This window comes from Micromonospora sp. NPDC049559, assembly GCF_040676675.1.
Taxonomy (GTDB): domain Bacteria; phylum Actinomycetota; class Actinomycetes; order Mycobacteriales; family Micromonosporaceae; genus JBFAPK01.
In genome coordinates this window covers 73486-88757 of the sequence record NZ_JBFAPK010000022.1, presented here as the reverse complement: position 1 = coordinate 88757, position 15272 = coordinate 73486, and the positions used below count along the sequence as shown (strand labels likewise).

The 15272-nt window shown below is 74.0% G+C and carries 14 protein-coding genes and 1 pseudogene; 5 read left to right on the top strand and 10 right to left on the bottom strand.

Annotated features, from left to right (window positions below):
- Positions 1-20: 20 nt before the first annotated feature.
- The 6 genes and pseudogenes from AB0J86_RS22955 to AB0J86_RS22930 form a co-directional block, all read right to left on the bottom strand.
- A complete protein-coding gene (locus tag AB0J86_RS22955; protein WP_363859630.1) occupies positions 21-683 on the bottom strand; it encodes a response regulator transcription factor in 663 nt (220 codons plus the stop codon).
- Positions 680-2293 carry a histidine kinase gene (locus tag AB0J86_RS22950; protein WP_363859629.1) on the bottom strand — a complete coding sequence of 538 codons (1614 nt, stop codon included), beginning with the start codon at positions 2291-2293 and terminating at the stop codon, positions 680-682. The genes AB0J86_RS22955 and AB0J86_RS22950 overlap by 4 nt, the downstream gene beginning before the upstream one ends.
- Positions 2294-2398: 105 nt before the next feature.
- A pseudogene (locus tag AB0J86_RS22945) lies at positions 2399-3024 on the bottom strand (zinc-binding dehydrogenase).
- Positions 3025-3219: 195 nt separating this feature from the next.
- Positions 3220-4131, bottom strand: coding sequence for a phytanoyl-CoA dioxygenase family protein (locus tag AB0J86_RS22940; RefSeq protein ID WP_363859628.1), 912 nt, complete (start codon positions 4129-4131; stop codon positions 3220-3222).
- A 367-nt stretch (positions 4132-4498) separates the two neighbouring features.
- Positions 4499-5353 carry a hypothetical protein gene (locus AB0J86_RS22935; protein ID WP_363859627.1) on the bottom strand — a complete coding sequence of 285 codons (855 nt, stop codon included), beginning with the start codon at positions 5351-5353 and terminating at the stop codon, positions 4499-4501.
- A 70-nt stretch (positions 5354-5423) separates the two neighbouring features.
- Entirely contained in the window at positions 5424-6209 is a 786-nt protein-coding gene (locus AB0J86_RS22930) for an enoyl-CoA hydratase-related protein (RefSeq protein ID WP_363859626.1), read from the bottom strand.
- Positions 6210-6227: 18 nt separating this feature from the next.
- Here AB0J86_RS22930 and hemW point away from each other — a divergent pair, with 18 nt between their 5' ends.
- Positions 6228-7448, top strand: a complete 1221-nt coding sequence (gene hemW / locus AB0J86_RS22925; protein WP_363859625.1) for a radical SAM family heme chaperone HemW — start codon at positions 6228-6230, stop codon at positions 7446-7448.
- 121 nt (positions 7449-7569) lie between these two features.
- Here hemW and AB0J86_RS22920 read toward each other — a convergent pair whose 3' ends face one another.
- Positions 7570-8265, bottom strand: coding sequence for a DUF4870 domain-containing protein (locus tag AB0J86_RS22920; protein WP_363859624.1), 696 nt, complete (start codon positions 8263-8265; stop codon positions 7570-7572).
- Positions 8266-8573: 308 nt separating this feature from the next.
- Between AB0J86_RS22920 and hrcA the strand changes: the two genes are divergently transcribed.
- From hrcA to AB0J86_RS22905, 3 genes are all read left to right on the top strand, one after another.
- Positions 8574-9596, top strand: a complete 1023-nt coding sequence (gene hrcA / locus AB0J86_RS22915) for a heat-inducible transcriptional repressor HrcA (RefSeq protein WP_363859623.1) — start codon at positions 8574-8576, stop codon at positions 9594-9596.
- Between the two features lie 64 nt (positions 9597-9660).
- Positions 9661-10797: a molecular chaperone DnaJ gene (gene dnaJ, locus AB0J86_RS22910; RefSeq protein ID WP_363859622.1), complete on the top strand. Its 1137-nt coding sequence runs from the start codon at positions 9661-9663 to the stop codon at positions 10795-10797.
- Between the two features lie 88 nt (positions 10798-10885).
- Positions 10886-11620 carry a 16S rRNA (uracil(1498)-N(3))-methyltransferase gene (locus AB0J86_RS22905; protein WP_363859621.1) on the top strand — a complete coding sequence of 245 codons (735 nt, stop codon included), beginning with the start codon at positions 10886-10888 and terminating at the stop codon, positions 11618-11620.
- Between the two features lie 81 nt (positions 11621-11701).
- On the opposite strand, the gene AB0J86_RS22900 is transcribed toward AB0J86_RS22905, so the two are convergent.
- The 3 genes from AB0J86_RS22900 to AB0J86_RS22890 all read right to left on the bottom strand — a co-directional run bounded on the left by AB0J86_RS22900 (position 11702) and on the right by AB0J86_RS22890 (position 14700).
- Positions 11702-13150 (bottom strand): MFS transporter, encoded by a 1449-nt coding sequence (locus tag AB0J86_RS22900; RefSeq protein ID WP_363859620.1) that lies wholly within the window; start codon positions 13148-13150, stop codon positions 11702-11704.
- A 96-nt stretch (positions 13151-13246) separates the two neighbouring features.
- The gene (locus tag AB0J86_RS22895; RefSeq protein ID WP_363859680.1) at positions 13247-13726 is read right to left on the bottom strand and encodes a MarR family transcriptional regulator; all 480 of its coding nucleotides are present in this window, start codon (positions 13724-13726) and stop codon (positions 13247-13249) included.
- 221 nt (positions 13727-13947) lie between these two features.
- Positions 13948-14700, bottom strand: a complete 753-nt coding sequence (locus tag AB0J86_RS22890) for an SDR family oxidoreductase (RefSeq protein WP_363859619.1) — start codon at positions 14698-14700, stop codon at positions 13948-13950.
- A 78-nt stretch (positions 14701-14778) separates the two neighbouring features.
- Here AB0J86_RS22890 and AB0J86_RS22885 point away from each other — a divergent pair, with 78 nt between their 5' ends.
- Positions 14779-15129 (top strand): histidine triad nucleotide-binding protein, encoded by a 351-nt coding sequence (locus AB0J86_RS22885; RefSeq protein WP_363859618.1) that lies wholly within the window; start codon positions 14779-14781, stop codon positions 15127-15129.
- Positions 15130-15272 lie beyond the last annotated feature (143 nt).

The following is a 15272-nucleotide window of genomic DNA, read 5'->3' as shown; positions in this document are numbered from 1 at the left end:
CCGCGCCTCCGCGGGCCGCGTCAGCCGCCGGCGTCGTCGACCAGCCCGGCCTCGTAGGCGACGATCGCCGCCTGCACCCGGTTCCTGACCTGGAGCCGGGCGAGGATGGCGCTCACGTAACTCTTCACCGTCCCCTCGACGAGGAAGAGACGCCGGGAGATCTCCGCATTCGATAGACCGGCGCCGACGAGCGCGAGCACCTCGCGTTCGCGCGGGGTCAGGTCGGCGATCCGCTCCCGGGCCACCGCGCCCCGGGTCAGCCGCCCGGCGCTCACCTCGCCGATGATGCGCCGGGCCACCCTCGGTGAGAGATAGGCGGCACCCCCCGCGACGGCCCGGACACCCGCCACCAGGTCGCGCGGATCGGCCGCCTTGAGCAGGAACCCGCTGGTACCGGCGGCCAGTGCCCGGGCTACGTACTCGTCCTCGCCGAACGTGGTGAGCATCGCCACCGCCGTCTCCGGCACCGACCGGCGCAGCTCCTCGGCGGCGGTGAGCCCGTCCACCCCCGGCATCCGGATGTCCAGCAGCGCGACGTCGGGCCGGTGTTCGCGGGCCAGGGCGACCGCCTCCCGGCCGTCGCCGGCCTCCGCGACCACCTCGATCTCCGGATCGGAGCCGAGGATGGCCCGCGCGCCGGCCCGGATCATCGGCTCGTCGTCCGCTATCAATACCCGGATCATCGGGCCGTCCCGGGTACCACCGTCTTGTCCACGAGCCGCCCCTCCGCGAAGCACAACCGGAACACGTCGATCGGGCCGGCGAACAGGTCGCGCGTCGTCCGGTAGTACTCGCACCGGGCGCCCGCCGGCACGGGCGGCTCCGGCACCCGCGGCCGCCCGTCCACCTGCCGGGGCGGCAGCTCGCCGGCGAGGACGCCGCGCTGCGCTCCGACGGCGAACGCGTCGTAGGCCGCGGGGTCGAGGACGGAGTGGGTCACCTCGTACCAGCGCAGCACCAGCAGGACCAGGAAGACGGCCGTCCCGATCACCACCGGTACGGCGACCGCGCCGACCATGCCCCGACGGGCGGCCCGCCGCACCCGCGACAGGTGCCGCGCCGACGGCGACCCCGCCTCCGGCGTGGCCCCGACACCGTCCTCGCCGCCGTCCCTGCCGCCGTCCTCGACGCCAGCCGAGGCGGCGGCGTAGGGCAGCTCCGCGACGACCTCGTACCCACCGGACCGACCGCCGGCGCGCAGCGACCCGCCGACCAGCCGCACCCGCTCCCGCAGGCCGAGCAGCCCGTGCCCGCCGCCGGAGACCGTCGGGGACGTAGCCTCGGGCGGAGGCGGAGCACCGGTCGCCGGGGAGCCGTTCGTCACCGTGACGGTCAGCGTCGTCGCGCCGTGATGGAGCCGGACCGCGACCGGCGCACCCGGTGCGTGCCGTGCCGCGTTGGTCAGCGCCTCCTGCACCACCCGGTACGCCGTCCGGTCGACCAGCGGCGGCACCGCCCCGGGCGTACCGGTGGCGACCAGCTCGACGTCGGTCCCGGCCGGCCGCCACCGGGCGACGAGCTCCTCGACGCGCTCCCCGGCCGGCGCCACCGGCACCGCCTCGGCCTCGGCCTCGTCGCGCAGCACTCCGAGGATCTCCCGCAGCCGCTCGGTCGCCTCGACCGAGGTCGCGCGCAGCTCCCCGATCGCGGTCCGGTACCGCTCCCCGAGGTCACGGTCCAGCTCCAGGGCACCCGCCCGCATCGCGATCAGGCTCAGCTCGTGGCCGAGCGAGTCGTGCATGTCCCGGGCGATCCGCGTACGCTCCCGCAGCCGTGCCTCGCGGGCGACCAGCCGCCGCTCCCGTTCGAGCCGCTCGGCGCGCTCCCAACCGGCGGCGGCCAGCAGCGCGCGCAGCCGGGCGTACCGGCCGGCCAGCCACGGCAGCACGCCGAAGAAGAGCAGCGGCACCGCGACGTCGAGCCACCGCCAGACGTCGCCCCGTGCCGCCGCGACCAGCAGCCCCGCCCCGCCCACGCCCGAGAAGATCGCGGCGGCCGCCAGGGTGTCGCCCATCCGTCGGCCGGCCAGGAGACCGGCCGCCGCGGAGACCAGCACCGGCCAGGCCCGGGATCCGGACAGCTCCGCCAGCTGCACGAGGTTCGCCGCGGTGCCGAGCAGCAACGCGGACCCCGGTCGCCAGCGGCCGACCAGCACCACCAGGCCCGACCAGCCGACCCCGGCCGCCAGCTGGCCAAAGTGCGGCCACGACTCGGCCGCGACCACCGCGACCAGCACCGCCCAGAGCGCGAGATCCCACCAGGCCGTACGGCCTCGGGGGAATGCTCCGACCATCCGCCCAGCGTACGGCGCCGGCGCCCGGCCGGCGGGCGGCCGTTTCCCGGGCGGGGCGCCGGACGGCGAGGGCTCGCCGTCCGGTCCGCGACGTCCCGGCGGGGATCAGCCGACGGTGAGCACGACCTTGCCACGGCCGTGCCCGGTCTCCACCTCGTGGTGCGCGTCCGCCGCCCGCTTCAGCGGGAACGTGTCGCGGACGTGGATGCGCAGGTTCCCCCGGGCGTAGAGGTCGGCCAGCTCCGCGAGCCGGGCCGCCGACCGCAGGTTGGGGGTGACCCGGATGCCGAGCTCCGCCGCCCGGCCGTGCTCGGCCAGGGTGAGGATCCGGTCCCGGTCGGCCACCAGGGCCAGCGAGACCTCCAGGGCGTCCCCGCCGGCCCCGTCGAGGGCGGCGTCGACGCCGTCGGGGGCGGCCGCCCGGACCCGGTCCGCCAGCCCCTCCCCGTACGCGACCGGAATCGCGCCGAGCGAGCGCAGGTACTCGTGGTTGGCCTCGCGGGCCGTACCGATCACGGTGGCGCCCCACCCGACCGCCAGCTGGACCGCGACGGTGCCCACCGCGCCGGCCGCGCCGTGGACGAGCAGGGTGTCCCCCGCGCCGCGCAGTCGTACGGCTGCACCCCGGCGGCTCTGACCCGGACCTGCCCGGCGCCGGCCCGTCGTGTCTCGATCTCCATGAGCCGTAGCACCTCCGGGCCGCCCGGCCGGTCGAACGCCGCTGCTCTCATCACGCACCCCGTCTTCTCGTCGACGACGGGGTCAAGGTTGAGGGCTCGACCACGGTTGAGGTCGAGCGGGAACCGGGAGGGGCGGGGCCGGCGCGGCGCGCCCGCGGGACCGCCCCGCGATACGACGAGACCGGGGGTACCGCCCGCGACGTGTGGTCGCGGGCGGTACCCCCGGTCAGGTGTGCCGGACGCCGCTCAGCGGAGCCAGGGGATGTTGCGGTCGAGCAGGCCGCGCTCCTTCAGCTCCTTGCGCAGCGGGATCTCGTCGTCGATGTAGCCGTCCCAGTTGATGCCCCAGTAGTTGGCGGTGTGCGTACCCTCGCCGAGCAGCTGGCGCTGGACCGGCGTGCGGTTGCGGTACCACTCGCCGTCCTTGTCGGGGTGCAGCTCGTCCAGCGGCCGGATCCAGCGGTACGTGTAGCCGATGAAGAGCATCTTGCGGGTGATGTTCGACAGGTTCGTCGAGCGCGAGTGCCACTGGCGGCGGTCGAAGATGAACGCGTCACCCGGGTTCGCCGTGATCTCGACGGTCCCCTCGGGGTCCGGGTTGTGCACGGTCAGGTCGGCCGGGCGCGGCAGCGAGTTCCACAGGTGGCTGCCCGGGATCACCTTGGTGGCGCCCCGGCCCTTCTCGGAGAGGTCGGAGAGGACGTACGCGACCTTGAGCGAGAACATCGGCCGCGGCACGTTCGGGTCCATCGTCTCGGGATCCGAGTTCTGCCGGTACCCGTCCTGGTGCCAACCCCAGTACGGCTTCTCCGGCTCCAGCGCCGGCGGCGTCACGTCGAGGTGGTTGTGGTGGGTGTAGATGTTCCAGCCGGCCAGCCCCCACATGTAGGGGAAGGCGATCGGATGGGTCAGCAGCTCACCGAAGAGCTCGTCGCGCTCCAGGAAGCCGAGCAGGTGCAGCGTGCCGTCCTTGGTGGTCCGGCCGGCGGCCTTCTCCTCCGCGTACACGCGGTCGACCGCTTCCTCCAGCGCCGCGCGGTGGTCCTCCGTCAGGACGTTGCGGAGCAGCAGGAAGCCCTGCTCGTGGAATTCCTTGCGCTCGACGTCACTGATCGGTTCGTAACCGGTCCGGCCACCGTAATCGAACACCGCGTCCATCCCCTCCCCATGAGGAAGCCTTGTTTTGGCAAACAGGCTGCCGATGGTAACTCGCGCTCCTGCGACGTCGCGTCGCGCTCTCGACTGTCGCGCGGCGGTTTGGCGGATCGTGGGACCTAGCGAAGCGGCCCGGACGCGGTGAGTGATTTCGGGGATCAGGGCTGACCAATAACTTGGCTATTGTCCGATTGTGCGATCACTGCGGGTAAAAGGAAGCAGGGAAATCGGGCCGCTGCCAACCAATTCGTGGCCCGGCGACGTCGGGTGGTGCCCGTAATCCGACCCGCGTGCCGCCGGCCCGAGACGCCGCCGGCGACGTGGTCGTCAGCCGCGCGGATGCCTGCGCCCGGGAGAGCGCGACGCCTCGTCAGACGTCGGCGAAGACCTCGGCGACCACCAGCCGGTCCGCCGAGGTCGCATCCTTCACCCGCGACCACTGGCCGTCGTCGGCCCGCCATTCGAGCGCGCCGAACCGTACCCGCTTCACCCCGTGCTCGTCGGCGTGCGAGACCAGCCAGTGCGCGTACCGCCACCCCGACTGGTCGTCGGCGGCCCGTACCGCCAGCCCGGTCAACTCGGCCACCTCCGCCAGCGGCGGCTTCCCCCAGTCGGCGGTCAGCCCCTCGGTCAGCGCCGCCGTGGCCACGCTGCCCCGCATCGCGGGCTTGCGCGCGACCGTGCAGGCCACCGCCCCGGTCGCCTGGCCCAGCAGCGCCCGGGTCAGCACCGCCGACTCGTCGGCCCACTTCTCGTACGCCTCCGGATGGGCCGAGCGCTGCACCCGCTGCGCGGCGTCGGTGACGCGCATCTGCTCCCAGCCGCGTACCCGCTTCAGCGACGCGTAGAAGCGCTCCGTCGCGTACCGCGGATCCCGCAGTTGCTCCGGGGTGCCCCACCCCTGGCTCGGGCGCTGCTGGAACAGCCCGATCGAGTCCCGGTCGCCACCGGCCAGGTTCTCCAGCTTGGACTCCTGGAAGGCGGTCGCCAGCGCGACCACCACGGCCCGCTCCGGCATCTTCCGGCGTACCCCGATGGCCGCGATGGTGGCGGCGTTCGCCATCTGCTCCGGGTTGAGCACCACCCGGCCGTCCGCCTCGACGGTGCACCCGCGCGGCCTCGGTATCGCCAGTTGGTGGCCGAACTCGCGCGATCCCAGATACGCCCCGAACCCGGCGACCACGGCCAGTACCACCGAACCCACCACCAGAGCCCGAGTCCGCAACCGGCACCCCCTGTCTCAGTCTGCGATCCAGCGTACGTCCCGTTGCGTCCCCCGAGCCGTCACCTGAGCGTTATCGACCGGTCACCCAGGAAGGCGAGCGTTTGTCCCGGAACGCCAGCACCCCCTCGCGCCCCTCCGGCGAGCGGAAGTACCCGGTCGACAGCTCCGCCAACTCGGCCAGCTCGGCGCGGAACCCGCCCGGGGCCGGCCGGCGGCGCAGCAGCTCCTTCGCTCCCGCGAGAGCGCCCGGCGCGCCCCGCACCAGCGCGGCGCACCAGCCGGCCACCGTCGCGTCCAGCTCCTCGGCCGGGACCGCCGCCGTGACCAGGCCGATCTGCTCGGCCCGCCGCCCGTCGAAGGTCTCCCCGGTCAGGTACAGCTCGGCGGCGGCGCGCGGCGTCAGCCGGGGCAGCACGGTGGCGGAGATGACCGCCGGGATCACGCCGATGCGCACCTCGGTGAAGGCGAAGGTGGCCTCCTGGGCGCAGACCGCCAGGTCGGCCGCCGCGACGAGCCCCAGGCCGCCGGCGCGCGCCGGTCCGGCGACGCGGGCCACCACCGGCTTCGGGCACTCCCAGACCGCCGTGAGCACGTCGCCGAGCATCGCCGCCGGCACCGTCCCCCGCTCGTACGCCGCCGCCGTCTCCTTCAGGTCCGCCCCGGAGCAGAAGACCGGGCCGGTGTGCGAGAGCACGATCACCCGGACGGCCTCGTCGGCGACGGCCCCGGCCAGCGCGGCGAGCAGTTCCGTCATCAGCGGGGTGGAGAGGGCGTTGCGGTTGCGCGGGCTGTCCAGGGTGAGCGTCGCCACCGAATCGGCGGTCGACACCCGCACGAGCGCGTCGGCTGAGGTCATGCCGGCACACTAGTGGGTATGCCCGGCGCCCTCCCAGATGGTGAACCCGTACCCGTCGACGGTTCTCTCCCCGACTCCGCGCGCGCCGAGGTCGGCGCCCGGGGGTTCGGCGTGTACGTCCACGTCCCGTTCTGCGCCAGTCGGTGCGGGTACTGCGACTTCAACACGTACACCGCGAGCGAGCTGGGCGGCGGGGCGAGCCGCGAGTCGTACGCCGACGCGGTCCTCGCCGAGCTGGCGCTGGCCGGGCGGGCCCTGGCCGACGCCCCGCCGGCCCGCGTCGACACCGTCTTCGTGGGCGGCGGTACGCCCACCCTGCTCCCCGCCGACGACCTGGCCCGGATCCTGGACGCGATCGACCGCACCTGGGGGCTCGCCGCCGACGCCGAGGTGACCACCGAGGCCAACCCCGAGTCCGTCACGCCGGAGTCGCTCAAGGCGCTGCGGGCGGCCGGCTACACCCGGATCTCGCTCGGGATGCAGTCGGCGTCGCCGCACGTGCTGGGGATCCTGGACCGGCAGCACGCCCCGGGGCGCGCCACCGCCGCCGCCCGGGAGGCCCGCGACGCCGGGTTCGACCACGTCAACCTGGACCTGATCTACGGCACGCCGGGGGAGAGCGCGGAGGACTTCGCCGGGTCGCTGGCGCAGGTGGTCGCCGCCGGGGTGGATCACGTCAGCGCGTACGCCCTGATCGTCGAGGACGGTACCCGGCTGGCGGCCCGGATGCGCCGGGGCGAGCTGCCGTACCCGAGCGACGACGTGGCCGCGGACCGCTACCTCGCCGCGGAGGCGGCCCTGGCGGAGGCCGGTTTCTCCTGGTACGAGGTGTCGAACTGGGCCCGTACGCCGGCCGCCCGCTGCCGACACAACCTGCTCTACTGGTCGGGCGGCGACTGGTGGGGACTCGGGCCCGGGGCGCACAGCCACGTCGGCGGCGTGCGGTGGTGGAACGTCAAGCATCCGGCGGCGTACGCGGCCCGGTTGGCCGCCGGCGCGTCCCCGGGGCAGGCCCGCGAGCTGCTCTCGGCGGCCGACCGGCGGTTGGAGGACGTGATGCTGCGGCTGCGGCTGGCCAGCGGGCTGCCGCTGTCGGTGCTCGACGGACAGGGCCGGGCCGGCGCGGCCCGGGCGCTGGCGGACGGGCTGCTGGGCGAGGCGGAGTACGCGGCCGGCCGCGCGGTACTGACGCTGCGCGGCCGGCTCCTCGCCGACGCCGTGGTCCGCGATCTGACCTGACCGTTTCGCCGCGTTCGTTCGCTTCGCGGCGCCGGTGTCTTTCCGGTCGCGGCGGTGTGGTGGGTGGTGCTGGTCGTGGCGCGACAGGAAGTCACCGTAGCGCCGCCGCGCTCACTCGCGGTTATTTCGCGAAGTTGTAGGTCATCGGGTAGCGGTAGAGCTGGCCGTCGTTCGCCTTCACCCCGCCGATGATCCCGAAGATCACCGGTACCACCCAGATGATGGCCGGGATGAAGAAGAGGATGCCGCAGGTCACGGCCGTGAGCACCCAGCTCGCCGCGAGGACGATGGCCCAGGTGATCTGGAAGTTCAGCGCGGCCACGGAGTGGGCCCGTACCGTCGGCGACTGCGGCCCCTTCGCCAGCATCGCGATGAGCGGCGGCACCCAGCCGAGCAGCCCGGCGCCGACGATCACGGCGACGGGACCGCCGAAGTGGGCGATGAGGGCCCACGTCTTCTCCTCGCCGTTGGCGTATCCGGCCGGCGCCGGGCCGCCGTAGCCCGGACCGTAGCCCCCGGTCGGGTAGCCACCCGGCGGGTAGCCGCCGGGGGGCGGATAACCGCCGGCCCCGCCGTAGCCACCGGGCGGCGGCGAACCGGGCGGCGGGTCGGCCGCGTATCCGGGCGCGGGCGTCTCGTACTGCGGTGGTGCGTATCCGGGCGCGGGCGTCTCGTGCGGCGGGGGTGCGGGCGGCGGGTAACCGGGCGCGGGTGTCTCGCCCGGTGTCGAATATCCACCGGCGGATGGTGGGGAGGAGGCCGGGTCCTGGGGCGACCCCGACCCGCTCTCACCTGGTGGGCGAGGTGGCTCTGTCATGCAGGTCACGGTAAGGGCCGCAATCAAGGGACGCCAGACCAACAACCGACACTTTCTCTGGACAATCGGCCACTGGAGCTGTTATGTCGCGCGGGGGAGGCTTATCCACGCTCGCGGCGACATCACCCCGCCGGCGGGTGGCGGTGCTATTAACGGCGGAGCCCGCGGACGTGAACGCGCCGCGCAAGTGATCATCGCGCGCGGGTGGGGCTTCGACGTAGACTGGCACTCGTTACATTCGAGTGCCAAGCAGGTGGGTGTCGGTACGCGTACGTACGGCGACCTTTTCCGGTCGTAGGGAGGTGGACATGGGTCTCGACGACCGCAAACTCGACGTGCTGCGAGCAATTGTCGAGGATTACGTCGCCACTCAGGAACCCGTGGGCAGCAAGGCGCTGGTCGAGCGCCACCAGCTCGGCGTCTCGCCGGCCACCGTACGCAACGACATGGCCGTCCTGGAGGAAGAGGGCTACATCCGCCAGCCGCACACCAGTGCGGGGCGGGTCCCCACCGACCGCGGCTACCGCCTCTTCGTGGACCGGCTCTCCCGGGTCAAGCCGCTCACCCCGGCCGAGCGCCGGGCGATCGAGCGTTTCCTGGTCGGCGCGGTCGACCTGGACGACGTGGTGCACCGCACCGTCCGGCTGCTCGCGCAGCTGACCCGCCAGGTGGCCGTGGTGCAGTACCCGAGCCTGACCCGCTCCTCGCTGCGTCACCTGGAGCTGGTGCCGATCTCCACCACCCGGCTGATGGCCGTCATGATCGCGGATACCGGCCGGGTCGAGCAGCGGCTGGTGGAGCTGCCCGCGCCGATCCCCGCCGACGACGTCACCGACCTGCGCCGGGTGATCAACGAGAAGCTCTGCGGCACCCGGTTCTCGGACACCCCGCCACTGATCCAGGCGCTGGTCGAGGAGGCCGCCCCGGATCTGAAGGGCGCCATGACGAGCCTCTCCACCGTGCTGCTGGAGACGCTCGTCGAGCGGCAGGACGAGCGGATCGCGCTCGCCGGCACCGCCAACCTCACCCGCGGCGGCCTGCTCGACTTCCAGGGCTCGCTGCGCCCGATCCTGGAGGCGCTGGAGGAGGAGGTCATCCTCCTCAAACTGATCGGGGAGGTCGAGCCGAGCACCCTGCGGGTACGCATCGGCGACGAGAACGAGATCGACAACCTGCGGGCGGCCTCGGTGGTCAGCACCGGCTACGGGCCGGGAGCCACTATCGTCGGTGGGTTGGGTGTGCTCGGGCCGACCCGCATGGACTACCCCGGCACCATCGCCACGGTTCGTGCCGTGGCACGCTACGTCGGCGACCTGCTGGCGCAGAACTGATCGAAAAGCCCACCTGACGACCGGCGGACGGTAACGCGAGACAGACATGGGGACACGGAACGCTGTGGCCAGGGACTACTACGGCATTCTCGGTGTGAACCGGGACGCCTCCGACGACGAGATCAAGCGCGCCTACCGCAAGCTGGCGCGGCAGTACCACCCGGACGTCAATCCGGATCCGGAGGCCCACGAGAAGTTCAAGGACATCAACGCCGCGTACGAGGTCCTCACCGACGACAAGAAGCGGCAGATCGTCGACCTGGGCGGTGACCCGCTCGCCCCGGGCGGCGGCGGGGCCGGCGCGGGCGGTCCGGGAGCCGGTGGGCCGTTCGTCGGATTCCAGGACATCATGGACGCGTTCTTCGGCGCGGCCGGCCAGAGCCGCGGCCCCCGGCCGCGCACCCGGCCCGGCGCCGACGCGATCATCCGTCTCGAACTGGACCTCCAGGAGACGGCGTTCGGGGTCGAGGCGCCGATCACGGTCGACACCGCCGTGCTCTGCACCACCTGCTCCGGCGCCGGTACCGCCGCCGGCACCCACCTCGCCACCTGCGAGGCGTGCGGTGGTCGCGGTGAGGTCCAGTCGGTGCAGCGGACCTTCCTCGGCCAGGTGGTCTCCTCCCGGCCCTGCACCGTCTGCCAGGGCTACGGCACCGTCATCCCGCACCCGTGCCCGACCTGCGCCGGCGACGGGCGGGTCCGGACCCGCCGCTCGCTCACCGTCAAGATCCCGGCGGGCGTCGAGGACGGCATGCGGATCCGGCTGGCCCAGCAGGGCGAGGTCGGCCCCGGCGGCGGTACCGCCGGTGACCTCTACGTCGAGATCCACGAGCGGCCGCACGACGTCTACTCCCGCAAGGGCGACGACCTGCACTGCCGCGTCACGGTGCCGATGACCGCCGCGGCGCTCGGTACCCGGCTGACCATCAAGACGTTGGACAGCGAGGAGACCGTCGACGTCAAGCCGGGCACCCAGCCGGGCAGCACCCTGCGGCTGCGCGCCCGCGGCGTACCGCACCTGCGCGGTACCGGTCGCGGTGACCTCTTCGTCCACCTGGACGTGCGTACCCCGACCAAGCTCGACGGCGAGCAGGAGCGGATGCTCCGCGAGTTCGCCAAGACCCGCGGCGAGGAGGTCGCGGAGCTGAGCAAGCAGGGCGGCTTCTTCTCCCGGGTCCGCGACGCCTGGAACGGCCACTGACCCGCTGACCCGCCTCCCGGTCCTCGCCCCCGGTCACGGGCGCGCCGCCCGCGCGGGGCGGGGGCCGGCGGATCAGTAACCTGTTGCCGTGTCCCTGCCGCTCTTCCTGGTCGAGTCGCTGCCGTCCGAGCGGAGCTGCACCCTGGGCGGGCCGGAGGGCCACCACGCCGCCACGGTGCAGCGACTGCGCGCCGGCGAGGAGTTGCTGCTCGCCGACGGGCGGGGTGGCACGGCGCGTGCCGTGGTCACCGCCGTCGGCCGGGGCAGCCTCGAACTGGAGATCAACTCCGTCGGGTACGTGGACCCGCCCGACCCGCGCCTCGTCGTCGTGCAGGGGATCGCCAAGGGCGACCGGGGCGAACTCGCGGTGCAGGCGATGACCGAGGCGGGGGTCGACGAGATCGTCCCCTGGGGCGCGGCCCGGTCGGTGGCCCAGTGGCGGGGCGAGCGGGGCGCCCGGGCCCGGGACCGGTGGGTCGCCACCGCCCGGGAGGCGGCGAAGCAGGCCCGGCGGCCCTGGCTCCCGGTGGTCGCCGGATCGCCGGACGAGTCGACCGGGCGGGTGGCCGCGCGGCTGGGCGCCGCCACCGCCGCCTTCGTGCTGCACGAGGAGGCCGAGCAGCGGCTGGCCACGGTCGACCTGCCCGGCTCGGGTGAGGTCGTGCTGGTGGTCGGGCCGGAGGGCGGGATCGCGCCGGCCGAACTTGAGGCGTTCGCGGCGGCCGGCGCGGTGCCGGTACGCCTCGGCCCGGCGGTACTGCGCACGTCCACCGCCGGGGTCGCGGCCCTGGCGGTCCTCTCCGCCCGGCTCGGCCGCTGGTGAGCCGGCCCGGGTGCCGGCACCCGGGCGTGACCCGTCGAGCCGCTGGCCGCGTTCTTCGTGGCTCCGGCGCTCAGCCCCGCGTCATGGCCGCTCGCCGGCGGTGGCGGGTGCCGGCGACCGCCCCGGGGCTGCGGACGGCTGCCGCGCCGGCTGGCGCAGCACCGTGAACGCGACCACGAACGCGGCGACGAGCAGGCCGGTGCCGACCGCGAAGGCCAGGTGGTACCCGCCGGTGAGGGCCGCCGCCTCGGCCGCGCCGCCCGCCCGCAGCCGGTCGGTGCGGGCGGCGGCCAGGGTGGAGAGCACGGCCACGCCGAGCGCCATGCCGATCTGCTGGGTGGTGTTGAAGAGGCCGGAGGCGAGGCCGGCGTCCTCGTCGCGCGCGCCGGACATGCCGAGCGCGGTCAGGGCCGGCAGCGTGAGCCCGAAGCCGGCGGTGAGCAGCATGACCGGAAGCAGGTCGACGAGGTAGTCGGCGTGCACCGGGACGCGTATCAGCAGCCCGAGCACCCCCATCAGCAGCACCAGGCCGACCAGGAGCATCCGGCGCTCGCCGTAGCGGGCGTTGAGCCGGGCCGAGAAGCCGAGCGAGACCACCCCGATGGCCGTGGCGGCCGGGAGCATGGCCAGACCCGTCGCGGTGGCGCCGTAGCCGAGCACCCGCTGGAGGTAGAGGGCGACGATCACCTGGAACGCGAAGCAGGCGGCCACCACCAGTACCTGCACCAGGTTGGCGCCGGTCACCGCGCGGGACCGGAAGATCCGCAGCGGCATGAGCGGGTCGCGCGCGGTGGCCTGGCGGACGACGAACGCGGCGAGCAGGACCGCGGCGGCGGCGCCGAGCCCGAGCGTGCGCGGCGCGGCCCAGCCGTACGTCTCGATGCCGACCACGGCGTAGATGCCGAGCACGAGCCCGGCGGTGACCAGCAGGGCGCCCGCCACGTCCGCGCCCGCGGCGAGGCCGAGCCCGCGGTCGGCGGGGAGCACCGGTACGGCGAGCGCGAGCGTCGCGAGCCCGATCGGCAGGTTGATGAAGAAGATCCAGTGCCAGCCGAGCGCGTCGGTGAGCAGGCCGCCGAGGACCGATCCGAGCGCGGCGCCGGCGGCTCCGGTGAAGCTGACGACCGCGAACGCCCGGCCCCGTTCCCCGGGCCGGTCGAAGAGCGTCACCAGGATGCCGAGGCTGACGGCGGTGGCCAGCGCGCTGCCGACGCCCTGGAGGAAGCGGGCGGCGACGAGCGTGGCGGGGCCGGTGGCGGCGCCCGCCAGCAGCGAGGCGGCGGTGAAGACGGCCGTTCCGGCGAGGAAGACCCGTTTGCGGCCGACCAGGTCACCGAGCCGGCCGGCGAGCAGCAGCAGGCTGCCGAACGCGATCAGGTAGGCGTTCACCACCCAGCTGAGGCCGGTGGGGGAGAAGGACAGGTCGTGCTGGATGGCCGGCATGGCCACGGTGACGATGCTGCCGTCGAGGATCGTCATCAGCATCGCCGAGGCGAGGATCCCGAGGGCGAGCCAGCGGGACCGGGACACGGACGAAACGTGCGAAGGGGACGCGTGGTCCCCGGGTGAAGTGGACACAAGAGGGACCGTAGCAGATAGTTCTGTTGCAGACGATCCCTTTGGGATCTAGTTTCCGCGCTGGCGTGCGCGCCGCGCCGGTTGGGAGTGCTCGACCGGCTCGGCCAGGTGGCCGGTGGCCAGGCGATCCAGGGCGCGCAGCAGCACCTCCCGTTCGTCCGCGGGGATGCTGGCGAGCGCCTCCTGGTGCACCCGGTCGACGATCTCCTGGCTCCGTACGGCCACCCGGGCGCCCTCCTCGGTGACCGCGATGATCCGGGCGCGGCGGTCGGCGCGGGACGGCCGCCGCTCGGCGAGGCCGGCCTGCTCCAGGGCGTCGACGGTCACCACCATCGTGGTCTTGTCCATGTCGCCGAGTTCGGCGAGCTGGATCTGGGTCCGCTCCTCCGCCAGCGCGTGCACCAGGACGCAGTGCATGCGCGCGGTGAGCCCGATCTCGGCGAGCGCGGCGGCCATCCGGGTGCGCAGGACGTGGCTGGTGTGGTCGAGCAGGAAGGAGAGGTCCGGTTCGCTGCGGGTCGGCGTCATGGCGGTCACGCCCGCGAGTCTACCGATTTGGGTCCGTGGCGGATTATCCCGCGAACTACCTATCGACGGCCCCCGGCCGCTCCCCGGCCGCGCCCCCGGTGCCGCCCTGTGCCCGGCCGGGCCTGGTCAGCTGCCGCCCCGTGCCCCGGCCGGGCCGGTCGACGGCCGCCCTGTGCCCGGCCGGGCCGGTCGACGGCCGCCCTGTGCCCGGCCGGGCCTGGTCAGCTGCGCAGGTAGGAGGCCCCGTTGAGATCCACGATCGTGCCCGAGGCCCACTCCGCCTCGGGCGAGGCGAGCCAGTGCACGGCGGCGGCGATCTCGTCGGGCCGCGCCACCCGGTTGAACGGGCTCTGCGCCCGGACCTCGGTCCCGCGCGCCGACTTGAGGTGCTCGTTGGTCATGTCCGTCTCGACGAAGCCGGGCGCCACGGTGGCCACGGCGATCCCGTACGGGGCGAGGGCGATCGCCAGCGACTGGCCGAGCGCGTTGAGACCGGCCTTGCTCGCGCCGTACGCCGGGGCGTCGGGCTCGCCCCGGAACGCGCCCCGGGACGAGACGTTCACGATCCGCCCGGCCTCGCTCGCCCGCAGGTGCCGTACCGCGCACCAGATCACGTTCGCCGGGCCGACCAGGTTCGTGTCGAGGATGCGACGCCACTGCTGCTGCCACTGCTCGTACGAGGTCTCCAGCACCGGGTGGGAACCCCACCGGCCGGCGTTGTTGACCAGCACGTCGAGCCCGCCGAGGGACTCCGCCGCGCCGTCGACGGCGGTGCGCACCGCCTCGGGGTCGGCGAGGTCGGCCTGGACCACCAGGTGTCCCGAGCCGGGCAGCGAGTCGCGCAGCTGCTCGGCCAGCGGGGCGGAGTCGCGGTGGTGGATGGCGACCCGGTCGCCGCCCCGCGCGAAGGCCATCGCCACCTCGCGCCCGATGCCCCGGGAGGCGCCCGTCACCAGTACCGCTCGTCCTGCCACCCGATCATCATGCCGTACGCCCGGCCGGCGGCGCGCCCGCGCCACCCGCCCCGGACGGCGCGGGCATAGCATCCCGGGATGGAGAACGACTGCCTCTTCTGCAAGATCGTCGCCGGCGACATCCCCGCGACCGTCGTCCGTGAGACCGAGACCACCCTCGCCTTCCGGGACATCAACCCGAAGGCTCCGGTGCACGTGCTGGTGATCCCGAAGGAGCACTACGTCGACGTCGCCACGCTGGCGCAGGCCGACCCGGCGCTCGGCGGCGAGCTGCTGGAGACCGTCGCCGCGGTGGCCGAGAGCGAGGGGGTGTTGCTCGACGGCTTCCGCCTGATCTTCAACACCGGCGAGTACGGCGGGCAGGAGGTCTTCCACGCCCACGCCCATCTGCTCGGCGGGGCACCCATCGGCCCGATGGTGGCCGGCTGACCGCGGCGGCGCGCGCTCACCGGCTGAACCGGGGCGGCGGCCCGGCCGGACCGCGGCGATCCCGGGGCGTGGCGCGAATCCTGGCCGGGCGGCTCCCGGGCCGTCCGGATCCGTCCCGGCGGTATGCTCGCCGGGTTTCTCAG